This window comes from Streptomyces sp. NPDC000878, from assembly GCF_053599695.1.
In genome coordinates this window covers 34979-53302 of record NZ_JBSFMT010000051.1, presented here as the reverse complement: position 1 = coordinate 53302, position 18324 = coordinate 34979, and the positions used below count along the sequence as shown (strand labels likewise).

Sequence of the window (18324 nt, the reverse complement as noted above, 5' to 3'; positions counted from 1 at the left end):
TTCTCCCCCGCGCCGTGGTGTGGTGGTGCCGGTGTCGAGTCAGATGACGCCTTCGGTGAACTCCACGTCGGCGATCAGGGAAGTCGCGGAGTCTACGCCGAGGTTGCCCCACTCGGATTTGGAAGGCTGGGTGCGCACGAAGAGCTCCTGGGTTGTGCCGCGCAGGGCCGCCGAGAGGGTGATGGTGTCGGCGAGGACGACGGTGTTGCGGCGAATGTTGGCGCCCTGGTCGTCATCGATGGCGGTGGTCTGCCCTGTGTCGGTGCCCAAGGAGGTCTGCATGTTGGCGAACACGTCGGATTCCGAAAGGCGCAGGCCCGCAAGAGTGACCAGCAACTTGGCGCTCGTCGCCCAGCTCGGGATCGGGACCTTCCAGCGGGCGGCGGCCGGCCAGTTGTACCACTGGCCGTTCTGCGCGACCAGCCGGTTCAGCGCGCTGGGGTAGGCGGTGTACAACGTCCGCACGCGTCGGGGGTTCGCGATCAGCCGCAGGTCCGTGACCATGGCATTGGTGATGGTGGCCGTGTTCGCCGGGATGTCGAGGCGTGCCAGCGGGATCGCCGTCATGCCGGACGGGACTGCCTTCGCGGTCGCGGAGACGCCGGAGACGATGTGGAAGTAGCCGATGTCGTCGGCCGCCGGATCGCGGTTGCCTTCGTACTCCGGGTCCTCAACCCGCAGGCATACGAGGTCGGATCGGGCTGAGGAGCCGGTGGGAGCGATCGGGACGATGGCGTCGCCCACGTTGTACTGGGTGTAGGAGCCCTGGCCCCACGCGGCTCCCGACACGACGGCCGAGCCGTCGCCGACGCGAACGCCGGCACCGGGGGTGGACCACTGTCTGACCTTCAAGTCGTTGCCTTCGGTCACGCCCTGGTTGCCGGACGCGAGGTCTCGCACCATCATTCGGAAGGCGCGTGCAGGGTGGGTGCCGCCGTGCGTCAGCATCGGCGGCTGGATCAGTGCCATCTGAGAGTGCTCTCCTTTACAGGGCGGTGTAGGCGTCGCGCCACGAGACCGCAAGGCGGGTGGAGTTGGTGTAGTCCGCGCCGGTCCACCGGACTTCGCTCGTTCCGGGCGGGATCTGGAACAGGTCCAGGCGTGATGCAGCGGACAGGGCCGTTGCGACGTTGCCGCCGTTGCGCAGGACCCAGCGCGTTCCGGGGCGCGTGTCAATCTGGAGGGTGTCGCTCTCGCCGAGCGTCAGCGCCAGGTCGAGGCCACGGCCTGTCTCCGTGATCCAGATGCGGGGGTTCACGACCGGGCCCTTGATCTTCAGGGAGGGCCAGGCGGGCAAGTCGCCAGCGTTGGTCGCCCACCCGGGACGCTCCACAGGATTGGATACGCCGGTCGTGATCGGCGCGGTCACCGGAGCGGTGAACCCTCCGTCGTCGCCGCGTGCGAGGGGAAGGGTGACCTGCTGTTCGGGCTCTCCCTGCCATACCGGGTCGGTCACTTCGAACACCAGGTTCAACGGAATCCAGCCGTAGATAGCCTGTGCCATGGACACCGGCTCGACGTCGCGAATCCTTCCCAGCACGCGCTTGGGTCCGGCACGGCCCGGCCAGAACACACGAAGCGTCTGCAAAGCCCCTGCGGTCTTGCGCGTCGTGGGGTCCGACGCAGCACGCTTCAGGTCAGCCAGGGCATCGGCAGCGGCGGCCGGATCACCCGGTGTCCGGATGCCGGCCTCGATGGTCACCGTCTGCGTGCCGTAGTAGTCCACACCGGGGAACGCACCATCCTCGGTCGGCAACTCGACGTCCTGGGAGCGGACTTTGGGCGTTCCGAAGCCCGTGATGTCGCCGACGGGGTATCGCGTTCCGGGGCCCAAGAGGACACCTGCAAAGTCAATTTGCCACTCTTGGCTGATCGTCGCCATCAGAGACGCCCTCCTCGCTGGGCGTTCCGCAGGCGCCGCATGATCTCCGTGCCGACGCGGTCGGCGGCTTTCGCGTCCGCGCCACCGGTGACGGTGATCGGCATGGAGCCGACCAGCGCGGCGGGCTGTTCGCGTACGACGACGACTTGCACGGCGCTCGCCGGCCGAGCGTCCACGAGGGGCATCGGGCCGGTGACTCCGCTGGGGGTGAGGGTGTAGCCGAAGCGGTGGGCGACGTCCTTGAGGACCGCGGTCGCCGAGGTCCTCTTGTCGGTGCCGAGGGGCAGGAACGCTTCGCCGCCGGTGGCGGGCTCGGCAAACCGCACGATCCCGTTCGAGGTGGCGTAGATGCCCGGGGTGAGGATGCCGCCGTGGAGGTAGGCCAGTCCCTTGGACGCCTTGTCCAGGTCGCTGAGGAACCGGCCAGCCTTGGAGCCGCGGGCGTCCTTGATACGGGTGCGGCCGAGGGTGGCTACCTCGATGATGCGGTCCTCGTCCAGCTCGGTCTTCTCGGCGACGGCGTGGATGCCGACCTTGCTGGAGGTGATGGCGGAGATGATCGCGACGAGGTCGGGCAGGTCCTCGTCGGGAACTGCCTTGGAGGCGGCCTTCGCCTGGCTGTTGGCCTTCTTTGCCTTGCTCGGTGACTTGACGGCCTCGGCGGCCAGGTCCTCGGCGTCTTCGTCCCCCTGCTCGGCGAGCATCGTCGCGAGGTCGCCGTACCCCATGGCGGCGAGCTTGGACAGGTTCTTCTCGAAGGCGGCCTGGTCCTTGACGGCCTGCTGGAGTTGGGTCGTGTAGTCGGAGAGGGTGGCCCGTACGACGAGTCCCAGCTTCTCCAGGTCCTTCGTCATCTCCGCGATGTACTTGGAGCTGCCGGTGGCCATCTTGTGGGTGAGTTCGACTCCGTCCTCTCCCATCGCCTCCAGGGCATCGGCCACGTCCTGCCCGGCACGGCGGGCGACGGTGGCGAGGTCCTTGCGCCACTTCTGGGCCTTCTTCACCGCCTTATCGAGGTTCTTCTCAAACAGCTTCAGGTCGAAGACCTCGATCTCCTTGCCTTTCTTCTTCACCGTGCGCATGGAGTCGGAGCGGATCGAGGAGACCGACACCAGCTCCGAGGTCGTGGACGGGCTGTACGACCAGCCGCTCAGCCCGCCGTCGGCGTACCACTCGACGCCCTTGCCGCCGAGGCGTCGTACGACTTGCTCGGTGATCGCGCGGGACCGGGTCCGCTTGTTGTGAGCGAGCGGGATGTACGCCTCGGGGCCCGCGGCTTCCTCCGCCCAGACACGCCAGGTTCCCTGCCGGGCGATCTGGGCGACGTGATCTTCGCGGACACCGCCGTCGGCGTAGAACTCCAGGATGGAACCGTTGGCTTGTTTACTCGGCGCCTGGATCGAGTCGGGAACTCCGTTGGCGTCCTTGTCCCACGAGGTCGCCTGCCGCTGGTAGATCAGCGGCACGAGGACCGGGGCGGGTGGCGTGGCGCTGACGGTCACGGTGACGGACTTGGACCCGGGGATGTTCGTCACCGAGACGCCGATCGCGTCCAACTGCTGCTGTACGGCCGCCATGTCGCCGGACAGCAGGGCGCTGGTGAGAGCGGACGCGGCTTCGGTTCCCTTCGTCGCCGCGACCTGTCGGATTAGTTCCAGTGCGCCGGACCATTCGGCGTGGGCGTCATTGCCTGCCTTCCCGAACGCGGCAACTACAGCCGACAGATCGGGGGCCGAGATGGGTACGTCGGAGCCCCAAATGGCCTTGAGGCTGTCCATCGCGCGCTCGGTATCTCCGGACAGCAGGGCGTCTTGGAACGCGGTGGCGGCGTCCTGCCCCTTCCGTTTGGCTACGTCTGCGAGCAGGCCGAGGCCGCGTTCGAACTTGTCGTTCGCCTTGCCCACGGACTTCTCGACCGCGTCGCCGAGGTCGACCATGGCCATCTGTTCCGTGACTTCCTGGAACGCGACGGGGTCGTTGCGTTCGGAGGCCTTCGCCCAGGCGCGGCCGATCTTCTTGCCGTACTGCTCTGTGACCTGCGCCGTCTTCTCAAGGCCCAGCTTGTAGGCCTCCGTTGACCGCTCTGCGTCCTCGGTGACGATGGCGCGCAACTCGTCCGCGACCTTGGTCTTGCCGTCCTTCAGCTGTCGGACGAGTTCGTCCAGCATGGGCGCCGCGTCCACGCCGAGCTCAGCGAAGTGGCCGGCTAGATCGTCGTATCCCTGTACGGCGAGCTCGGACAGATTTCCCTGGAAAGCGCGCTGTGCTTCCAGCTGTTTGCGCAGCTCCTCCATGTAGCCCGACAGCTTGACCTTGGCGTTGTCGGCGTCCTTGCCTGCCTTGCGCATCGCCTCAGCGGCGGCGGTCTGCGCGTCTCGGAAGGCCTGAGACGGGTTCACGGCGTCGCCGACCGCGTCCCCGAGCGCCTTCATCTCGTCGGTGATCTTCGCCGCGCCGGTCTTGTCGATGTCGGCGAGGCTGAACAGGTCGAAGAGGCCGCCGCTGGCCTTGGCCTGCTGCTTGATGCGGGCCTCCACGATGGCCTGCTGTTCGGCGAGTTCGGCTTCCTTCTTGACGGCGTTCGACCACACCTTGTGCCGCTCCTCGAGGATCTTCTTCGCCCGCGACCACCTCGTCAGGTCGTTCGCGGACTCCTCGCCGGCGCGGACCTTCACGTTGAACTCGAAGGAGTCCTGGTCGAGGCGGGCCTTGAGAGCGGCGAGTTTCCCGCCTCCAGCGGTGATGGCGTCGATCGCTTCCGTGGCGGTGACGCCGACCTTCTCCAGGTCGTCCAGGGCTCCGTCTTCGGTGAGCTGGTCGACGAGTTCACGGATCCCGACGCCGGTCGTGCCCTCGTCTCGCTCTTCTTTGAGGGCTTTCACGAGTTCTTCGGTGGCGTCTTTTGCCCGCTGCTTGGACGCGGTGTAGGCGGCGTATCCGGCGATGCCGAGCGTGAGTACGCCGAGGAGGCCGGTGACGGCCAGTCCTGCCCCGGCGAGGACGGCGGGCATTGTCGCTCCGCCGGCGGCTGCGGCTGCCTGGGCTGCGCGGAACGCTGCGACCTGGGCGGTCACCTTGGTGTACGCGCCGCGCAGGAGGAGTAGCGCGGCGGAGGACGCGAGGGTCACGGCCAGCGCGGTCTTCATCGGGGCAGGGAGATCGTTGACTGCGCCCACGACGGTGTGGAGGACGGTGCCGATGGCCTTGAGCGCGGGCAGCAGGGCCCGCCCGATGTCGATGCCGAGCGCCCGCGCCTGGTTCGCGAAGATCGCCCACTGGCCGGACACGGTGTCCGTCTGGATCGCGTAGGCCTTCTGCGTGGCCTCAGCGCGCGCCACCTCGTTCGCGATGTCCGCGTACGTGTCGGCGTAGTTCTGGCCTCCTGCCGCCGCGAGTGCGAGGGCAGCCCGAGTGGCGCGGATGTCCTTCCACATGTTGGCGATGCCCTCGGCGGTGTTCCCGGCCGCGCCGTTGAGCTTGTTGACGACGACATACAGCCCGTCCTGCTCCACTGCGGATGCCGCCGACTCGTAGCCGAGGTCCTTGACCGCCTGCCGCAGGTCCTGCGTCGGCTTCATCACGCGGGTGAGCAGCATGTTCAGCGCCGTGACTGCCTCGGCGGCCGGGATGCCGGACAGTGTGATGGCCGCGAGTGCCGCCGACATGTCGTCGAACTCGACGCCTGCTGCTGCGGCCATCGGCACGACGTCGCCGAGCTGCTGTGCGAGTTCCTCGTAGCTGATGACGCCGAGGTTGACGGTCTGGAACATCACGTCCATGACGTCGTTGGCCTGGCTGGCCTCCAGTCCGTACGCCTTCATCACGCCCAGCAGGGCCCTCGCGGACGTCTCGGTCGTGGTGAGGCCGGCCGATGCGCCCCGGGCCGCGACTTCGAGAATCTGCATGGCCTCGGAGCCGTCGAAGCCGGTCGAGACGACCTGGTAGAGGCCGTCGGCGAGCTGTTCGGCGGTCTGCGGCAGCCGCGTGGACAGCTCCACAATCTGGTCAGTGAACGCGGAGACGTTGTCCGAGTTGATCTGCTGGGAGATCGTCATGACGTTCGCCATGGCTCTCTCCAGCTGGATCGCCTGCGCGACACCGACGCCGAGCGCGGCGCCTATGAGCAGACCGTTCTGTGCCAGTGACGCGGCCTGTGCGTTGCGGGCCGCCGCAAGTTGCGCTTCGGCGCGGGCGGTCTGACGGGCGGCTGTCTGCGCCGTTCGGCCAGCCGTGGACTGCGCCTCATCGCGCAGGGTGACTGCGGAGCGGGCGCGGGTCTCGGCAGTCGCGACGAGGCTGCTGGCTCGGGCCGCGGTCTGCTGAGCGGACGCGGCGCGGGCCTGTGCCTGGGCGTGGTCTTGTGTGGCGCGGGCTGCCGCCGTCTGGGCGGCAGCGGCCGTACGGGCAGCTGCGGCAGCGCCGCGGCCGGTGGTGGTTGCTGCCCGGTCGGCCATCCGCTGGGCGAGGGCCTGGCTCCGCGCCGCCCTCTCCCCCGTCGCGAGTTCGGCGACGCGGGCCCGCTCGGCGCGGGCCGCCGTACGGGCAGCGATCCCTTGGGCACGGGCGGCGTTCTGCTGAGCGGTCGTAGCCCGCTGCACGGCCTGCGTCGCGCGCGACTGGGAGGCCACGATCTGCGCGGACGCAGCCGCTTGGATGCGGGCCAAATTCTGCGCCGCCGCTTGGACCCGGTTCAACCGGCCGTTGGTAGCGTCGAGTTGGCCGTCGAAGGCGCGGAGCTGGGCGGCTCCTTGCCGTAGGCCTGTGGAGAGACCACCGGTGGTGGCGAGCAGGTTGACGTACAGGTTGTACGCGCCGGCCATCGGCTACTTCTTCCTGGGCTGTAGCCCGATCTTCAACCCGCGCCCTTCAGCCCCCTGCGGTATGTGCTCCCGCTCCATCTCGATCAGCTCGCACCCCGGGCAGCGCACCGGCTCGGCGACGTAGGCAAACCGGTCCCCACCGGCTTCCTCGTCCCACTCGGCGTGCCTGGTCCCGCACTCCCGGCAGACGCTGCGCTGGTAGGCGAGGTACGCGAGCGCCTTGGCCCGGTCCAGCGCGCTCCACCGGCCGTCCCCGGCGCCGGTGAATTGGGAGTGCGGGATCCCGTAGGCGTGGCACAGCTCCATCTCCGCCCGGAATCCTGGGTCGGTCGTCAGCCTTTTCCCAGGTCAGCCCTCATGGTCTGGTTGACGAGCAGGGCTGTGGTGAACAAGGCCTTCGCGTCGGCGTCCGACCATGTGTCGAGGAGTTCTTGTGCTTCGTCGACGCTCATGCCGTCGACGGAGCAGGCCCCGATCAGTGCTGCGGGGAACGACTCGACGTTGTACTCGTGCCCGAGATCGGCCTGTGTCTCGGTTGGCGGATGCTCGCGCAAGAGCTGCTCCCACTCCGGGCGGGGCAGCCCTCGGAAGGTCAGCTTCAGCGTCCCTTCCTCCAGTACCGTCTGCGCCTGGGTGAGGGCCCCCTGCGCGGCCAGCACGGTGGGTTGTCCGTCCACCCAGGTCTCGCGGTCCGCCTCCGAGACGCCGCGCTCGATCGCGTTCGAGATCGCCGCGGCTCGGGCTTTCGCCAGACCGAGGGCGGTATCGGTGACGGTCTGCTTGAGCACGGGATCGTCGATGAACGACACCGTCCGCTCTGGAAGTCGGCGGGCGCGGAGGCGGGCCATCTTCGCCGCCCAGTGCGCGTCCCGCGCCACCGCGGCTGCCGGGGGTTCGAAGGTTGTGGTCATACGGTGCCCCCTGCCGGTCAGGCTGCGGCCGGGACGGCGGCGTCCTGGACCGGCTTGGCGGTGATGTTGAAGGACACCTTGAACTTGGCGGGCTCGGTCGCCGTGGTGTACGTCGCCGAGCGGGCGCCGACCCGTACCGGGAAGATGTCCATCGACTTCGAGCCGACGACATCGCCCTTGCGGAGGATCACCACGAAGCCCTCGACGCCCTTCGACAACAGGGTTTCCAGGGTGGAGTCGACCTTGTCCTCGTAGAACGTGAGCGAGGAGTTGTCGGCCTTGTCCTCACCGGCGATGTTGCTGGTGAACTCGGACGCCATGTCCGGGGTGTCGATCGGCGTGTTCTCCAGGGCGAAGCCCTCGACGTCGGAGATCGTCGGCGACAGGTCGGTGGCGCTGGTCAGTTCAGCGCGGATGGGGATGAAGGTCTTCGCGGTGATGGTGTCGAGGAAGAAGAACTTCGTGACACCGCGCCGCATGAAGCGGTTAGACACGGGGAGGGTCTCGCTCTCCGGGGACCGTACCCAGGGGAGAGCGCCTGCCGGCGGGCCGGTCCCCATATAGGGGATACGGCCCGAGCCGGGTGGCTGAGCGTCCGCGCGGTTCCTTCGCGGTAAGGAGCGGTCTTGGTCAGCTGCTGGTACTCACGTGCAGCTTGAACCGCTGCACATAACTGTAGTTGCTCCCCGACAGTCCAAGACCGTCCTCCCGATCGGATTCCCGTCCGATGACCTTGTAGCCGGTCAGGGTGATCGGGAACGCCCAGTCCGTATCGGCCGCGTTGCGCTGAAGGAAGGCCCGTCGCACCTTGTCCGCGGTTGCCAGGGCGATATCGGCGGTGGAGGCGTAGCTGGTGACTTGCAGGAGCACGGCAGCCTCTGAGGCGGGGTCGCCGAACGGGGCTCCGGACGGGGTCTGTCCGAGGTCGTAGAGCACGGTGTACGGCAGGGCGGATCCGGTGGGAGTCGCCGTGGACAGAGGAATTGCGCCCAGTCCACAAGACCGGGCGGTCCCGCTGACGATGGTGGCCTGCGTGCCGAGCGCCACCACTCGCCCGTCCACCGTCACAGCTCATCCCCTTCGTCAGAGTCCACGCTCGGGGTGGCGAGATCCGTCAGCGCGAATTGGAGGAGACCAACCCGATCCCAACGCGGCATGTCCTTCGGCGAGGTGCCGATCAGTAGGCCCAATTCGCCGTTCTCTTCGACGACTTCGGCTATCAGCATCAGCCGAGATAGCAGTCCGAACTCGTGCCGCTGGCAGACGTCCGCAACGGCCTGGTGGAGGTCGGTGGTGAAGGTGTTGCTCACGCGTCGCCCCCGCTCGCGGCGATGTCATCCATGGCCGCCAGGAACAGCGGGCGAACCTCTTCGATGGCCGGGCCGACGTGCGGGTACGGGCGCTGGTTGTAGCGCCTCCCCAGGGAGTCTTCGCCGACGAATCCATACTCCAGACGTCTGGCCTGGGGCTTGTTGGTGCCGGTGGTGCCGATGACGGTGCTGCCGGCTACCAGGACGGTGCGCGTCCACGATCTGCGATAGTCACCGGTCGGCGCGTTCGGGCCCGGGCGCCCAGAGGCGTGAGCCTTGACGCGGGTCTCCAGCAGCATCGTGTAGTGCCGCACCACGGAGACCGCCATCGGCAGGGTGAGGGCGGCTCGCCGCTCGAAGGCGGCGGCGATCTGCACGGCGTTGGAGTAGGCCCCGGATTCAGGGTGCGCGTTCGGGTGCGGGTTCAGGGGTGACGGCATCGGCTGGCTCCCATCCGGCCCAGTCCCCGCGCACCATTTCGATCAGTACAGCCAGCATGGCTCTGCTGAACTCGTGTGGCTGTCCGTCCAGTAGATCATGACGAGCGAGCGTCGCCTTCTCCAGTTCCCGCCCGTCGATCGCCGCCAGGAAGGCAGCAGCCGCGGGTCCCGGGTCCGGCGGCGAACCGACGACGACACGTGCCACGCCTTCCCACTCGACGCCAGCCCAGGGGGCGAGTTGCACGAGGAGCTGGGGTGCCTGGCCGGCCTCCTGCATGAGTTGGTAGCCGCGTACATCACGTGTGACGTCTCGGCCGTTGACCTCCACGCGAGCGTGTCGTGCATCGGCCGCGACTCTTACCGGCACCGGTTCGTCGTATCGCATCTCGGTCACAGGCCCTGCCCCAGCGTTCCGCCCTGCTCATCAAGGCGCGTCACTCGCGCGAGTTCCCACGTCGATGCCTGTGTGCGCGCCTCGGCGTACCAGGTCCGTCCCTCGAACGCGGCTGTCTCGTTGGCCGCCGCAACCACGGTGACGTGGTCGCCGGGCTCTGCTGGCGGGGAGGCCAGGGGCGTCAGGAGCTGGTACCAGGCAGCCGATTCCCCGGCCCAGTCGACGCCGAGAATCTGGGTGACAAGGAGCTGTCCGTGAGTCGACAGCAGAGCACCGGGCCCCTCGTACACGGTGTCGGGCGACGAGGCACCGTCACCGCCCGTTCTGGGGCGGCTGATGCGGACCGTGTCCACCATCAGGGCCTCCAACTCAGCCTGTCTCGTCGTCGTGTCGTACGTGGGCATCGGGTCAGCTCCCGTCGTTCGCGGAGGAGTCGTAGGTCAACCACGTCACCCGGACCACGGGGGTACTGCTGCGCTCCACGCTGTCGACTTCCCAAATCCTGCCGACCGCGTCGGCGTCCCCGGAGGCCGTGAGCGTCACCGAGTGCTCGCCCTTCGCGACGGGCGCGTCGACCGGGGTGAGCATGCGGTATCGGCCGGAGGTGGCGACGGGCGTACCCGTGCCGTCGTTGAGGCGCACGGTCACGTCGGGGGAACGGTCGGGCTGGATCGCCCCTGCCCCTTCCCAGATGATCGTGGGCTCCCCGGGAACTTCCTGGAGGGTGTCAGGGTCGATGTAAGGCTCGCCAGGCAGGAAGAACCGCACCGTGTCGGCGAGGAGACGTGTCTCCACCATCCGGCGGGCAGCTTCAAGCGGCAGCCCCCCGGCTGGTGTTGTCATGATGATCAGCCTACGAGACGGCACTGACACCCAGGTCGGCATCACGACGTTGGGCTGCCCAGTTCCTTCGCTGTCAATGAGAGGCTGAGTGCTTTCTCGCCGGTGTCCAGAGCAGCCGCGAGGTCGCGGTGCAACGCGTCCGGTAGTGCCCCCGAGTCGAGAGCGCAGCTCCGGAGTAGATCCTCACAGTCCTGTCGTTGTGCGTCCTTCCCGAGTACGCCGAACAGCGGGTGGGCCAAGATCTCGCGAGCCGCGTATCCATTGCGTGCCTCTGTCGTTCGCCGAACGAGGTTGTCAGCGAGAAGACGGGCTTCAGGGCGTTCAGCTGATCCGACGACGTCCAGAACGGTGAGGCCGAGTCGGACATCGAAGACGGTCGTACCCGGCTTCGCCTCGTAGTTCAGGTAGAGGTTCGTCAAGGACTCCACCGAGTCGCTGGCTGGTTGGTGCGTGTCGCGGTGGCACAGGGCCGTCAGGCACGTGGTGACAACCTGTTCCCATGGCTCACCTGGTGCCGTAGCGGCGAGCAGTTCGTCAGCGCGGCTGGTCTGGCCGGCGGTGAGAGCTGCGATGACGGCGACCTGGCGGCCGTCCAACATCCTGGTGCCCACGCCCCGGTGCCGTTCGATGTGAGCCAACGCATCGTCCCATCGCCCCGTGGTGGTGAGGGTCCGTGTGCCGTCCGCGAGGAGCACGCGCCATAGCCATGCCCGCACCTCTTGCTGGTCGTCAGCAGTCGCGGTGATGTCGGCTGGAACCGTGATGCCTTCGAAGGACACAGCGGTGGCTGCCCCGACAGCCTCGTACAGGTCCAGTAGTCGCTGGCGCCCGTCGTCGGTCCGGCCGGCGCGGATCTGCAAGCGGGCGAGGTTGACCAGAGGCTCCAGCCCACGGATGGCGCTCATGGCAGGTAGGGGGCCTGCGCTCATATAGGCGTTGGCGTGCCGATGGCAGATCGATCGGGCGAGATCCGGAAGGCCGAGATCGGAGGCGACGAGCGCCGTCTGGTTGAAAATGGTGGAGGCCAATCCCTGGTCGCTCCGTTCGGCGGCTCTTTCTGCCAACTCGGTAAGGGAGCGCACACGGTCGGGTAGTGGCAGGCAGGCGGGGCGGAAGCGGGCGATGAGTGGGAAGCGCCTTGCTATTGGGCCGTGCGGATCCATGGTCCCCCCGGGCGGCGTTGGCACGATGGCGGGTGAACGCGCGGGGCGGTACCGGTCGGAGTGGCCGACGAGCACCGCCCCTCGTTCATGAGCGGTTGTCTGTACGGGTCGTTGTCACTGCCAGTCGACGACGATGCGGTTGAGCGGGGTGTCGAGGGCGAAGAGTCCGGGGCGCTGCTCGATCGCCGGGGCGTCGAGGGGTTGGATCTCGAAGGTGGCCTCACGACCGCGGTACTCGCGGTCCCATGCACGGATCGCGTCGGCGACCTTCGTGGTCAGCTTGTCGCTGCCGGGGCCGTGGCCGATGACGCCGAACTCCCAGAGCTTGCCGCCCTCGGGGGTCTTCCTGTCCGAGAGACGGCGGGCAAGGTAGGTGATGGCGCCCTGGTCGACGGCCGCGGTGGAGGAGGGGTAGGGGTCCTTTGTGAGGACGGTCCCCTTGGCTTCCTTCGGGAACAGCATCCTGATCAGGCCGCCGGGCAGGGAGCAGGACACGAACAGCTCCATCCACTCGGGCGACTCCATGGCCTGGACCGTCATCCCGGTCCACTCCTCGGTGCGCGACTTCTCCAGCACGCCGGCCAGCGCGTCGCCGTCGAAGTGCTGTCCGGCGGGTGCCTGGAGGCGCACGGTGCCGTCCGTGCTGAGCGGGATGACACGGCGGTCGTCGTCGGCGATACCCCGGCGCAGCGGCATGAAGGTGTTCATCTTGCTGCTGACGCTCGTCCAACGGCCGTCGCGCTGTTCGTAGGCGATGGATCGGGACACGCTGCCCTTGAGGCGCTGGGGCACGACGAGCCTTCCGCCGGTGGCGAGTTGCTGCATCCAGGCGTGTGGGACGCCGTGTGCGCCGACGGTGGCGATGATCCGGTCGTACGGGGCGCCCTCGGCGTGGCCGACGGCGCCGTCGCGGGTCAGGGCCTGAACGTTGGTGAACCCGGCCGCGTCGAGGTGCGCTCGGGCTCCTTCCACGAGGTCGTCGTCCACGTCGATGGTGGTGACGTGACCGCTCTCGCCCACCAGGTGGGCGAGCAGGCCCGCGTTGTAGCCGGTGCCGGCGCCGAGTTCGAGGATGCGTTCGCCGGGCTGAACCTCCAGCTGGTCGAGCATGAGGGCGACGATTCCGGGCTGGGAGGCGCAGGAGATCGTCGTGCCGTCGGTGTCGTACTTGATGTTGACCGGCACGTTGGCGTAGGCGTCTTCGAGCGAGGCGTCGGGCACGAACAGGTGCCGGGGGACGGTGCGTAGCGCAGTCTCGACGGAGGCGGCGCGGGCATATCCGGCCGCGCGGACGTGGTCGACCAGGGCGTTGCGGAGCCGGGTGGCCTCGGCGTCCGAGGTGGTGATCGTGTCGGTGTTCACCGCCTCGACGCTAGTGGTTTCGGACGCACCGTCGGCGGGCGACGCGGTGTTGTCACTCGATCCCATGACTGCCTCTCTTGCGAAGTTGAACATGGCCCTTTGGTCTCCGGAGGGGAGACCTGCGCGGTTGGCGTGGAAGATCAGGTGGTGTGCGATGACGGCTCGCAGACCGCGGGTGAGATGGCCGTCGGCGGCAAGCCGGGCGAGCGTCGTCCCGGCCTGCTCGAAGGCGGTGACCCAATCGGTTTGCCCTTCGAGCGGTCCGCTCGGACGGCACAGACTGTGGGCGTCGGCCGTCATCAGCTTCTGCATCGCCGCAGTCAGGGAGGTGGCCCGTTCCGGAGCAAAGGGTTGGGCAGCCGACCGGAACCCGGAGGCTTTCGCCCATACGTCGCCTTGCTCGAACCAGTCGAGTCTGGCGGCCCGCATCAGGGTGCTGATCAGGAGTACGGAGGTCTCCCGGCGGCCCAGCCGTCCAGGGTCGGGCTGGTAGCTCAGCAGATGACGGCTGTCCTGATGGAACAGGTCGTGGGCGGCGTCCATGGCCTGTGTACCGCCGAAGGCGTCGGTCTCCGGTTCGTAGATTTCGTGTGCACACGACGTTGCTGTGCCGTCGTTGACGAGGTCGTTCAGCAGCAACTCGATGAGCGGGGATGGTTCGGGGGCGCGGTATCGCAGCCGCCATGGCTGCTTGTTCATGAACCACCAGTCGGTGAGCTGGCCGTCTTCTTCGGCTGTGCGCAGGGCAGGGCCGAGGCGTTCGGTGATGGCGCGCTTGCCGATCTCTCGGTCGGTGAAAGTGATGTTGTGCTGCTGCCAGGGGTCCGGGAGCATGGCGGTGGTCCTTCGGTGGGTGGGTCAGGCGATGAGTAGGCAGGCGTCCCAGGAGGTTCGGGGCGGGGCCTCGGTCGCGGGGACCAAGAGCGCCAGGGCGATCCCGGCGGCGCCGTTGAGGAAGCCAGGCCCGGCGTCCTCGTCGTGCACGATCGCCGTGGCGACATCGTCCGGATCAGTGCCCGGCGGGCAGAGGACAGCCAGGAGGGCTGGGATCGCTGCGCGCAGTTGGCTTGCGGTCGAGGGGTCTGCGTCGTCGGCGGTCCGGGCGGCGATGTGGGCGAGGCCGGCGAAGCCGTGGCAGAGGCCGTTGTCCGTGGTGGCGCTGAGCTGCGCGGAGTCACTGAGGGCGGCCACGAGCGCGTTCTCGGCTTCGATCTGACGGCCGGTGTCGCCGAGGGCGAGGGCAGCGAGTTGCTGTGCGCGGGCCAGTCCCGCGGTGCCGTAGCACCATGACGGTCGCCGTGGCGCGGACGGCGCAAGGAGCCCGGTCCGCAGTTCGTCTCGCCGAACCCAGTAGGGCCAGACGTGGCCACGGTGGGTTTCGTCCTGCCAACGGTCCAGCCAGGCCAGGATCGTCCGCAGGGCTTGATGGTGATGACCGACGGGGGTGCCGCGACAGGCGGCGAGCGCCAGGAGGGCGAGTACCCCGCCGATCCCATGTGCCATGCCGGTGTTGCCGTGTCCGTCCGGGAACCGGCTGTCCGGTCGGCCGGAGGGGCCGGTTGGTGTCCACCAGCCGGGCAGGACTTCGCCGTAGTGAGTGACCGGTTCGGTAAGGCGTACGCAGTAGTCGAGGATGGCGTGCGCTTCGTCGCCGGTGGGGTCGCGGCGCAGGAAGTAGGCTCCGTATCCGGTCAGGCCCCGGATCGTGTCGAACTCGGCCAGTTCCGGCAGTTGTCCGGCGTCCATACGGCGGTGCGCGGCGTCCAGCCTGCGGCGGACGTCTGCGGCCAGTTGGCGGTCGATCAGGCCCAGGGCGCGCTGGTAGGCGCCGGGCGCGTGGTCGGCGGCGCAGGCCATGGCGTGCGCGAGGGCGGGCACCCCGTAGAAGGGGTGGCTGTCGGGGCCGCTGGTGAACGGGGAGCGTGCGGCTGCGTCGAGCCAGTCGTGGGCGCGCTGCCATGGGCCCAGGCCGGACGCGGCCCGCTCGATGTGCAGCAGGGCGATGCCGGTCGGGCCGTACGCGAGGTGCTGACGGGCGGAAGTGCCATCCGGCGCCGGTAGTTCTGCGGCAGGGTGGGCCAGCAGATCGGCGACGGCCTCTGTCACCTTGAGCGTAATCGGGTCGTTCACCGTGCCCTCCGGGACATCCAGGCCATGGCGGTGGCGCGCGTGAGGTACAGGCAGGCCGCTTCCTCTGGGAAGTCGACCGCGACGTGGCGTACGAAGTGGACGTGCAGCAGCGAGGAGAGGATGTCGTCCTCCGCGATGCCCTGGGTGTCCGGGCCTGGGGCCTGGGTTCGGTAGGCCATCAGCGCCGTGTGCCGGTCGGCCCACGCTTCCACGATGGCGTGCCCACCGGGCACACCGCGCAGCGCCGTCCACTCGCCGGACGGGTCGGCCAGCCGGACCGCTTCCGTCAGTTGAGCGCGCGGGACCGGTGCGGGTGCGGTGCGTGGAATGTGGTCGATCAGCCAGCGCATGCCGGCTTCGGTGCTGCCGAGGAATGCGCTGGCGATGGCGATGCTGTGCGCGGCCACCAGTGTGCGCTGGTGTGGACGCTGAGGCTGGCGGAGCTGGGCAACGACGGCGCGCGAGTCCGCGCGGAACACTTCCTCTGCGGCGTCCCAGGCTGCTCCCGAGCCCCAACGGCCCATCTCGCGGTACGAGGTGGGGTAGCGCAAATCCGACAGCAGCCCCTTGGTGCGCAGTTCGTCGGCCCAGATGCTGATCGTGTGGACAGACTCGGTGAAGGCAGTGGAATCGGGCAGGGCGATACGCACTCGCAGGTGCTGGTCGGGATCCCGGAAGCGGATGAACCACCAGGGTGGAGCACCGAGTTGGTTCATCAGGTTGGGGATGTGCTGGGTCAGTAGGAGGTCTTGGCGCCGTACGTCTCCATACAGGGTGGCCAGCAGCAGGGACGAGACGCCCGGAGTCTGGATCTGTGCCGGGGAGAGGGTGCGGGCCGGGGTAGGGGCCGGCAAGCGGGGCCATGCTGGTGGTTTCGTCGCCTTGAGCGGCACGACCACCTCATGCGCACGGCCGCCGCACCAGTCGTAAGCGCCGAGCGGCGGGGCTTCCACCAGGAGGGCCGAGCGAGCACGGTTCAGGTGCTGGCGCAGGAGGGTGCGGTGACTGGCGTGGTCGAGGTCGAGGAGCAGGCGACGGTCGTCCTCAGCCAGGAACACCTGGTGCGGCATCCGCCGTCGGGTCCGCCAATCGTCGAGCGCCGTGTCCCATTCGGCCTGGGAGCGGTCACGGCCGGGAAGTTCCGCGGGCTCCAGCCGCCACCGCGCGGGGGCGAGCACGGTACGCCCGTAGCGCAGCCGGGGCAGGAACGGCATGGCCGTGGCCGCGCCCCAGTCGAACAGGGTCACTTGGGCGCACTGGGCACGCGTCAGCTCGGTGAGGAATCGGACGAGCGGCGGGGTATGCGTGGCGAGATTCAGCGCGTGCATGCCCACGGCTTCGATCCGGTGCCCGCGCTGGGGGACGGCCAGGAACATGCGGCGGCCGTCGCACGCCACCGCCAGGTCGTCGGGCGCGAGTACAGCGCCGCCGGGGGCGCGGTGCTCCTGGACGCTGATCAATGTGGGCAGGATCTGTGGAGTGCGGGTGACATGGGCGCTCGTGGACAGGAGCGGGGGAAAGGACAGCTGGGCAGGGACGGTCCCGGTATCCGCCGCCGGCAGGTCGGCCAGCTCCGCGCCCAGGGCGGCACGGTCCTGGGGGGCTAGCACGCTGAGGAACCTGCCCGAGGTGACGCCGACGCCTCGGGACACGCTCACGATCTCCACTTGGAATCGCCCGCTCTGCAAGTCGTCAGTGTCGGCGGCGTGTACGCGGACACCGATCTCCACGTGCGGCGGCACCCTTGGGCGCTCGGGCCCGATGTCCATCGCGGCGATCAGCGCATCGGTGAGGACCACTTCGTCGCGGCCGTCGAGCACGGCGGCCTGAGCCAGCCCGACCAAGGTGTCGTCCCGCACGGAGGTCCGTCGGCGACGTACGTCTGCTGACGTGCCCGGGTATCCATCGGGGAAACCGGTGCCGCTGTCTGCCACGACTTCCTTGAGGGGAACCATGGTGCCGATGCCGTACCGCTCGTAGAACCGTCGCTGATACGCCTTCCAGGCGGCAGTCCCGTACGGGAGGGCACTGACCGTGGTCAGCACCCAGGCAGCATGCTCAATTTCGCGGGCCACCGCCTCAGGCAGCTCGACCTGGGCATCCAGACGGAGATCTAGAGCCAGCGGATGGCGGCGAACCCCTGGAACCAGGGCCCGCATCCGCACCGCCGTGGCGACGCGGCCACTGCGGGAGCCGCATCCGCGCAAGTCGGCCTGCACCAGCCGGAGTTCGCCGACGGTGGCGGCGACCGGCGCCACCGTTTCGGCGTGCACGGCGTCGAGACTGCTCAACAGGTAGGCCAGTGCGTCGGTCTCAGTGCTCGGCGCGTGCAGGCTGGAGATCAGTACCTGGTGCCGCATCAGGTCCTGCACGAGCCGGAGCGCCTTCTCCGGCCCTGCCTGGGGGAACTCCGAGACCAGCTTGTCGGCCAGATCGCCCACGCGGATCGGTGATCGGGCGGCATCCAGGATCAGGCGCACCGGCGCGGACAATCCAATGGACGCCTCGACCGCGTGCCTCGGGTCATCGTGGGTATCGGGCCGGTACGGCACAACGAGCCGATCCCCGCGTTCCACGACGACGTTGTTCAATACCACCGGCAGGCGCCCAAGCAGATCCGGGCACGCCTCCAGCTGCTCAATGACGGCCGCCAGCCATTCTGCGCTCGCCCGGCCGATCGCCACATGATCTGACCCCCACACCGTGGCAGCTCGTGGCCCGAGAGACGCCGTGGTCACCCCGGCGAACAAGCCGAATGGAGTCGCCCGGTGCTCGGCACGCAGCAGGTAGCGGGCCACGGAAGCGACCGCACGGCGCACATCCCGTGAGGCCGGAGTGCCGGATGAACTCAGGGTATGGACCTGGGACGTGAGCGCCGGGCTGGCGTGTTCCAGAGCCTCGACGAGGTCCTCGTGGGACCACACCTCTCTCAGCCACGCGAGCCGGGAAGCCGCAGCCTGGGGGGAAGTGTCATCAAGGTCAGGGCACGGAGAAAGGGGAAGTTCCGGCCAGGCAACTGCACGGACAAGAGCGGTCTTGCCGGCGCGGTAGCCGGTACTCGAAGCCATC

At 68.5% G+C, this 18324-nt stretch carries 16 protein-coding genes; all 16 read right to left on the bottom strand.

The genetic code is table 11. The annotated features are described in order from the left end of the window. Positions 1 to 39: 39 nt before the first annotated feature. Positions 40 to 969, bottom strand: a complete 930-nt coding sequence (locus ACWDR4_RS34015) for a hypothetical protein (RefSeq protein WP_450414116.1) — start codon at positions 967 to 969, stop codon at positions 40 to 42. Positions 970 to 985: 16 nt separating this feature from the next. After that, positions 986 to 1882 carry a phage distal tail protein gene (locus ACWDR4_RS34010; protein WP_450414114.1) on the bottom strand — a complete coding sequence of 299 codons (897 nt, stop codon included), beginning with the start codon at positions 1880 to 1882 and terminating at the stop codon, positions 986 to 988. Then, positions 1882 to 6702 carry a phage tail tape measure protein gene (locus ACWDR4_RS34005; RefSeq protein WP_450414112.1) on the bottom strand — a complete coding sequence of 1607 codons (4821 nt, stop codon included), beginning with the start codon at positions 6700 to 6702 and terminating at the stop codon, positions 1882 to 1884. Before ACWDR4_RS34005 ends, ACWDR4_RS34010 begins: the two co-directional genes overlap by 1 nt. Before the next feature lie 3 nt (positions 6703 to 6705). Further along, entirely contained in the window at positions 6706 to 7008 is a 303-nt protein-coding gene (locus ACWDR4_RS34000; RefSeq protein WP_234481477.1) for a hypothetical protein, read from the bottom strand. 26 nt (positions 7009 to 7034) lie between these two features. After that, positions 7035 to 7613 (bottom strand): hypothetical protein, encoded by a 579-nt coding sequence (locus ACWDR4_RS33995; protein ID WP_450414110.1) that lies wholly within the window; start codon positions 7611 to 7613, stop codon positions 7035 to 7037. Positions 7614 to 7630: 17 nt separating this feature from the next. Continuing rightward, entirely contained in the window at positions 7631 to 8107 is a 477-nt protein-coding gene (locus tag ACWDR4_RS33990; protein WP_450414108.1) for a phage tail tube protein, read from the bottom strand. Positions 8108 to 8243: 136 nt separating this feature from the next. Next, positions 8244 to 8681, bottom strand: coding sequence for a hypothetical protein (locus ACWDR4_RS33985; RefSeq protein ID WP_450414107.1), 438 nt, complete (start codon positions 8679 to 8681; stop codon positions 8244 to 8246). Beyond that, a complete protein-coding gene (locus ACWDR4_RS33980) occupies positions 8678 to 8923 on the bottom strand; it encodes a hypothetical protein (protein ID WP_450414106.1) in 246 nt (81 codons plus the stop codon). The genes ACWDR4_RS33985 and ACWDR4_RS33980 overlap by 4 nt, the downstream gene beginning before the upstream one ends. Beyond that, entirely contained in the window at positions 8920 to 9363 is a 444-nt protein-coding gene (locus ACWDR4_RS33975; protein WP_450414105.1) for a hypothetical protein, read from the bottom strand. Before ACWDR4_RS33975 ends, ACWDR4_RS33980 begins: the two co-directional genes overlap by 4 nt. Next, positions 9323 to 9757, bottom strand: coding sequence for a hypothetical protein (locus ACWDR4_RS33970; RefSeq protein WP_450414103.1), 435 nt, complete (start codon positions 9755 to 9757; stop codon positions 9323 to 9325). Before ACWDR4_RS33970 ends, ACWDR4_RS33975 begins: the two co-directional genes overlap by 41 nt. Then, a complete protein-coding gene (locus ACWDR4_RS33965) occupies positions 9754 to 10161 on the bottom strand; it encodes a DUF6093 family protein (protein ID WP_257542483.1) in 408 nt (135 codons plus the stop codon). Before ACWDR4_RS33965 ends, ACWDR4_RS33970 begins: the two co-directional genes overlap by 4 nt. Positions 10162 to 10165: 4 nt before the next feature. Next, complete coding sequence (locus tag ACWDR4_RS33960; RefSeq protein WP_450414101.1) at positions 10166 to 10600, bottom strand: DUF6093 family protein; 435 nt, start codon at positions 10598 to 10600, stop codon at positions 10166 to 10168. 41 nt (positions 10601 to 10641) lie between these two features. Next, positions 10642 to 11763, bottom strand: a complete 1122-nt coding sequence (locus ACWDR4_RS33955; protein WP_450414099.1) for a hypothetical protein — start codon at positions 11761 to 11763, stop codon at positions 10642 to 10644. 114 nt (positions 11764 to 11877) lie between these two features. After that, entirely contained in the window at positions 11878 to 13959 is a 2082-nt protein-coding gene (fxlM, locus tag ACWDR4_RS33950; protein WP_450414097.1) for a methyltransferase, FxLD system, read from the bottom strand. 24 nt (positions 13960 to 13983) lie between these two features. Further along, entirely contained in the window at positions 13984 to 15255 is a 1272-nt protein-coding gene (locus ACWDR4_RS33945; protein WP_450414096.1) for a lanthionine synthetase C family protein, read from the bottom strand. Beyond that, positions 15252 to 18323 carry a lantibiotic dehydratase gene (locus ACWDR4_RS33940; RefSeq protein ID WP_450414094.1) on the bottom strand — a complete coding sequence of 1024 codons (3072 nt, stop codon included), beginning with the start codon at positions 18321 to 18323 and terminating at the stop codon, positions 15252 to 15254. The genes ACWDR4_RS33945 and ACWDR4_RS33940 overlap by 4 nt, the downstream gene beginning before the upstream one ends. Position 18324: the final 1 nt, after the last annotated feature.

Bases quoted from the DNA above. Each gene is read 5' to 3' on its own strand.
- ACWDR4_RS33960 (WP_450414101.1), bottom strand. From the start codon at position 10,600: ATGACAACACCAGCCGGGGGGCTGCCGCTTGAAGCTGCCCGCCGGATG.
- ACWDR4_RS33940 (WP_450414094.1), bottom strand. From the start codon at position 18,323: ATGGCTTCGAGTACCGGCTACCGCGCCGGCAAGACCGCTCTTGTCCGT.
- ACWDR4_RS33955 (WP_450414099.1), bottom strand. From the start codon at position 11,763: ATGGATCCGCACGGCCCAATAGCAAGGCGCTTCCCACTCATCGCCCGC.
- ACWDR4_RS33995 (WP_450414110.1), bottom strand. From the start codon at position 7,613: ATGACCACAACCTTCGAACCCCCGGCAGCCGCGGTGGCGCGGGACGCG.
- ACWDR4_RS34015 (WP_450414116.1), bottom strand. From the start codon at position 969: ATGGCACTGATCCAGCCGCCGATGCTGACGCACGGCGGCACCCACCCT.
- ACWDR4_RS34005 (WP_450414112.1), bottom strand. From the start codon at position 6,702: ATGGCCGGCGCGTACAACCTGTACGTCAACCTGCTCGCCACCACCGGT.
- ACWDR4_RS33965 (WP_257542483.1), bottom strand. From the start codon at position 10,161: ATGCCCACGTACGACACGACGACGAGACAGGCTGAGTTGGAGGCCCTG.
- ACWDR4_RS34000 (WP_234481477.1), bottom strand. From the start codon at position 7,008: ATGGAGCTGTGCCACGCCTACGGGATCCCGCACTCCCAATTCACCGGC.
- fxlM (WP_450414097.1), bottom strand. From the start codon at position 13,959: ATGCTCCCGGACCCCTGGCAGCAGCACAACATCACTTTCACCGACCGA.
- ACWDR4_RS34010 (WP_450414114.1), bottom strand. From the start codon at position 1,882: ATGGCGACGATCAGCCAAGAGTGGCAAATTGACTTTGCAGGTGTCCTC.
- ACWDR4_RS33975 (WP_450414105.1), bottom strand. From the start codon at position 9,363: ATGCCGTCACCCCTGAACCCGCACCCGAACGCGCACCCTGAATCCGGG.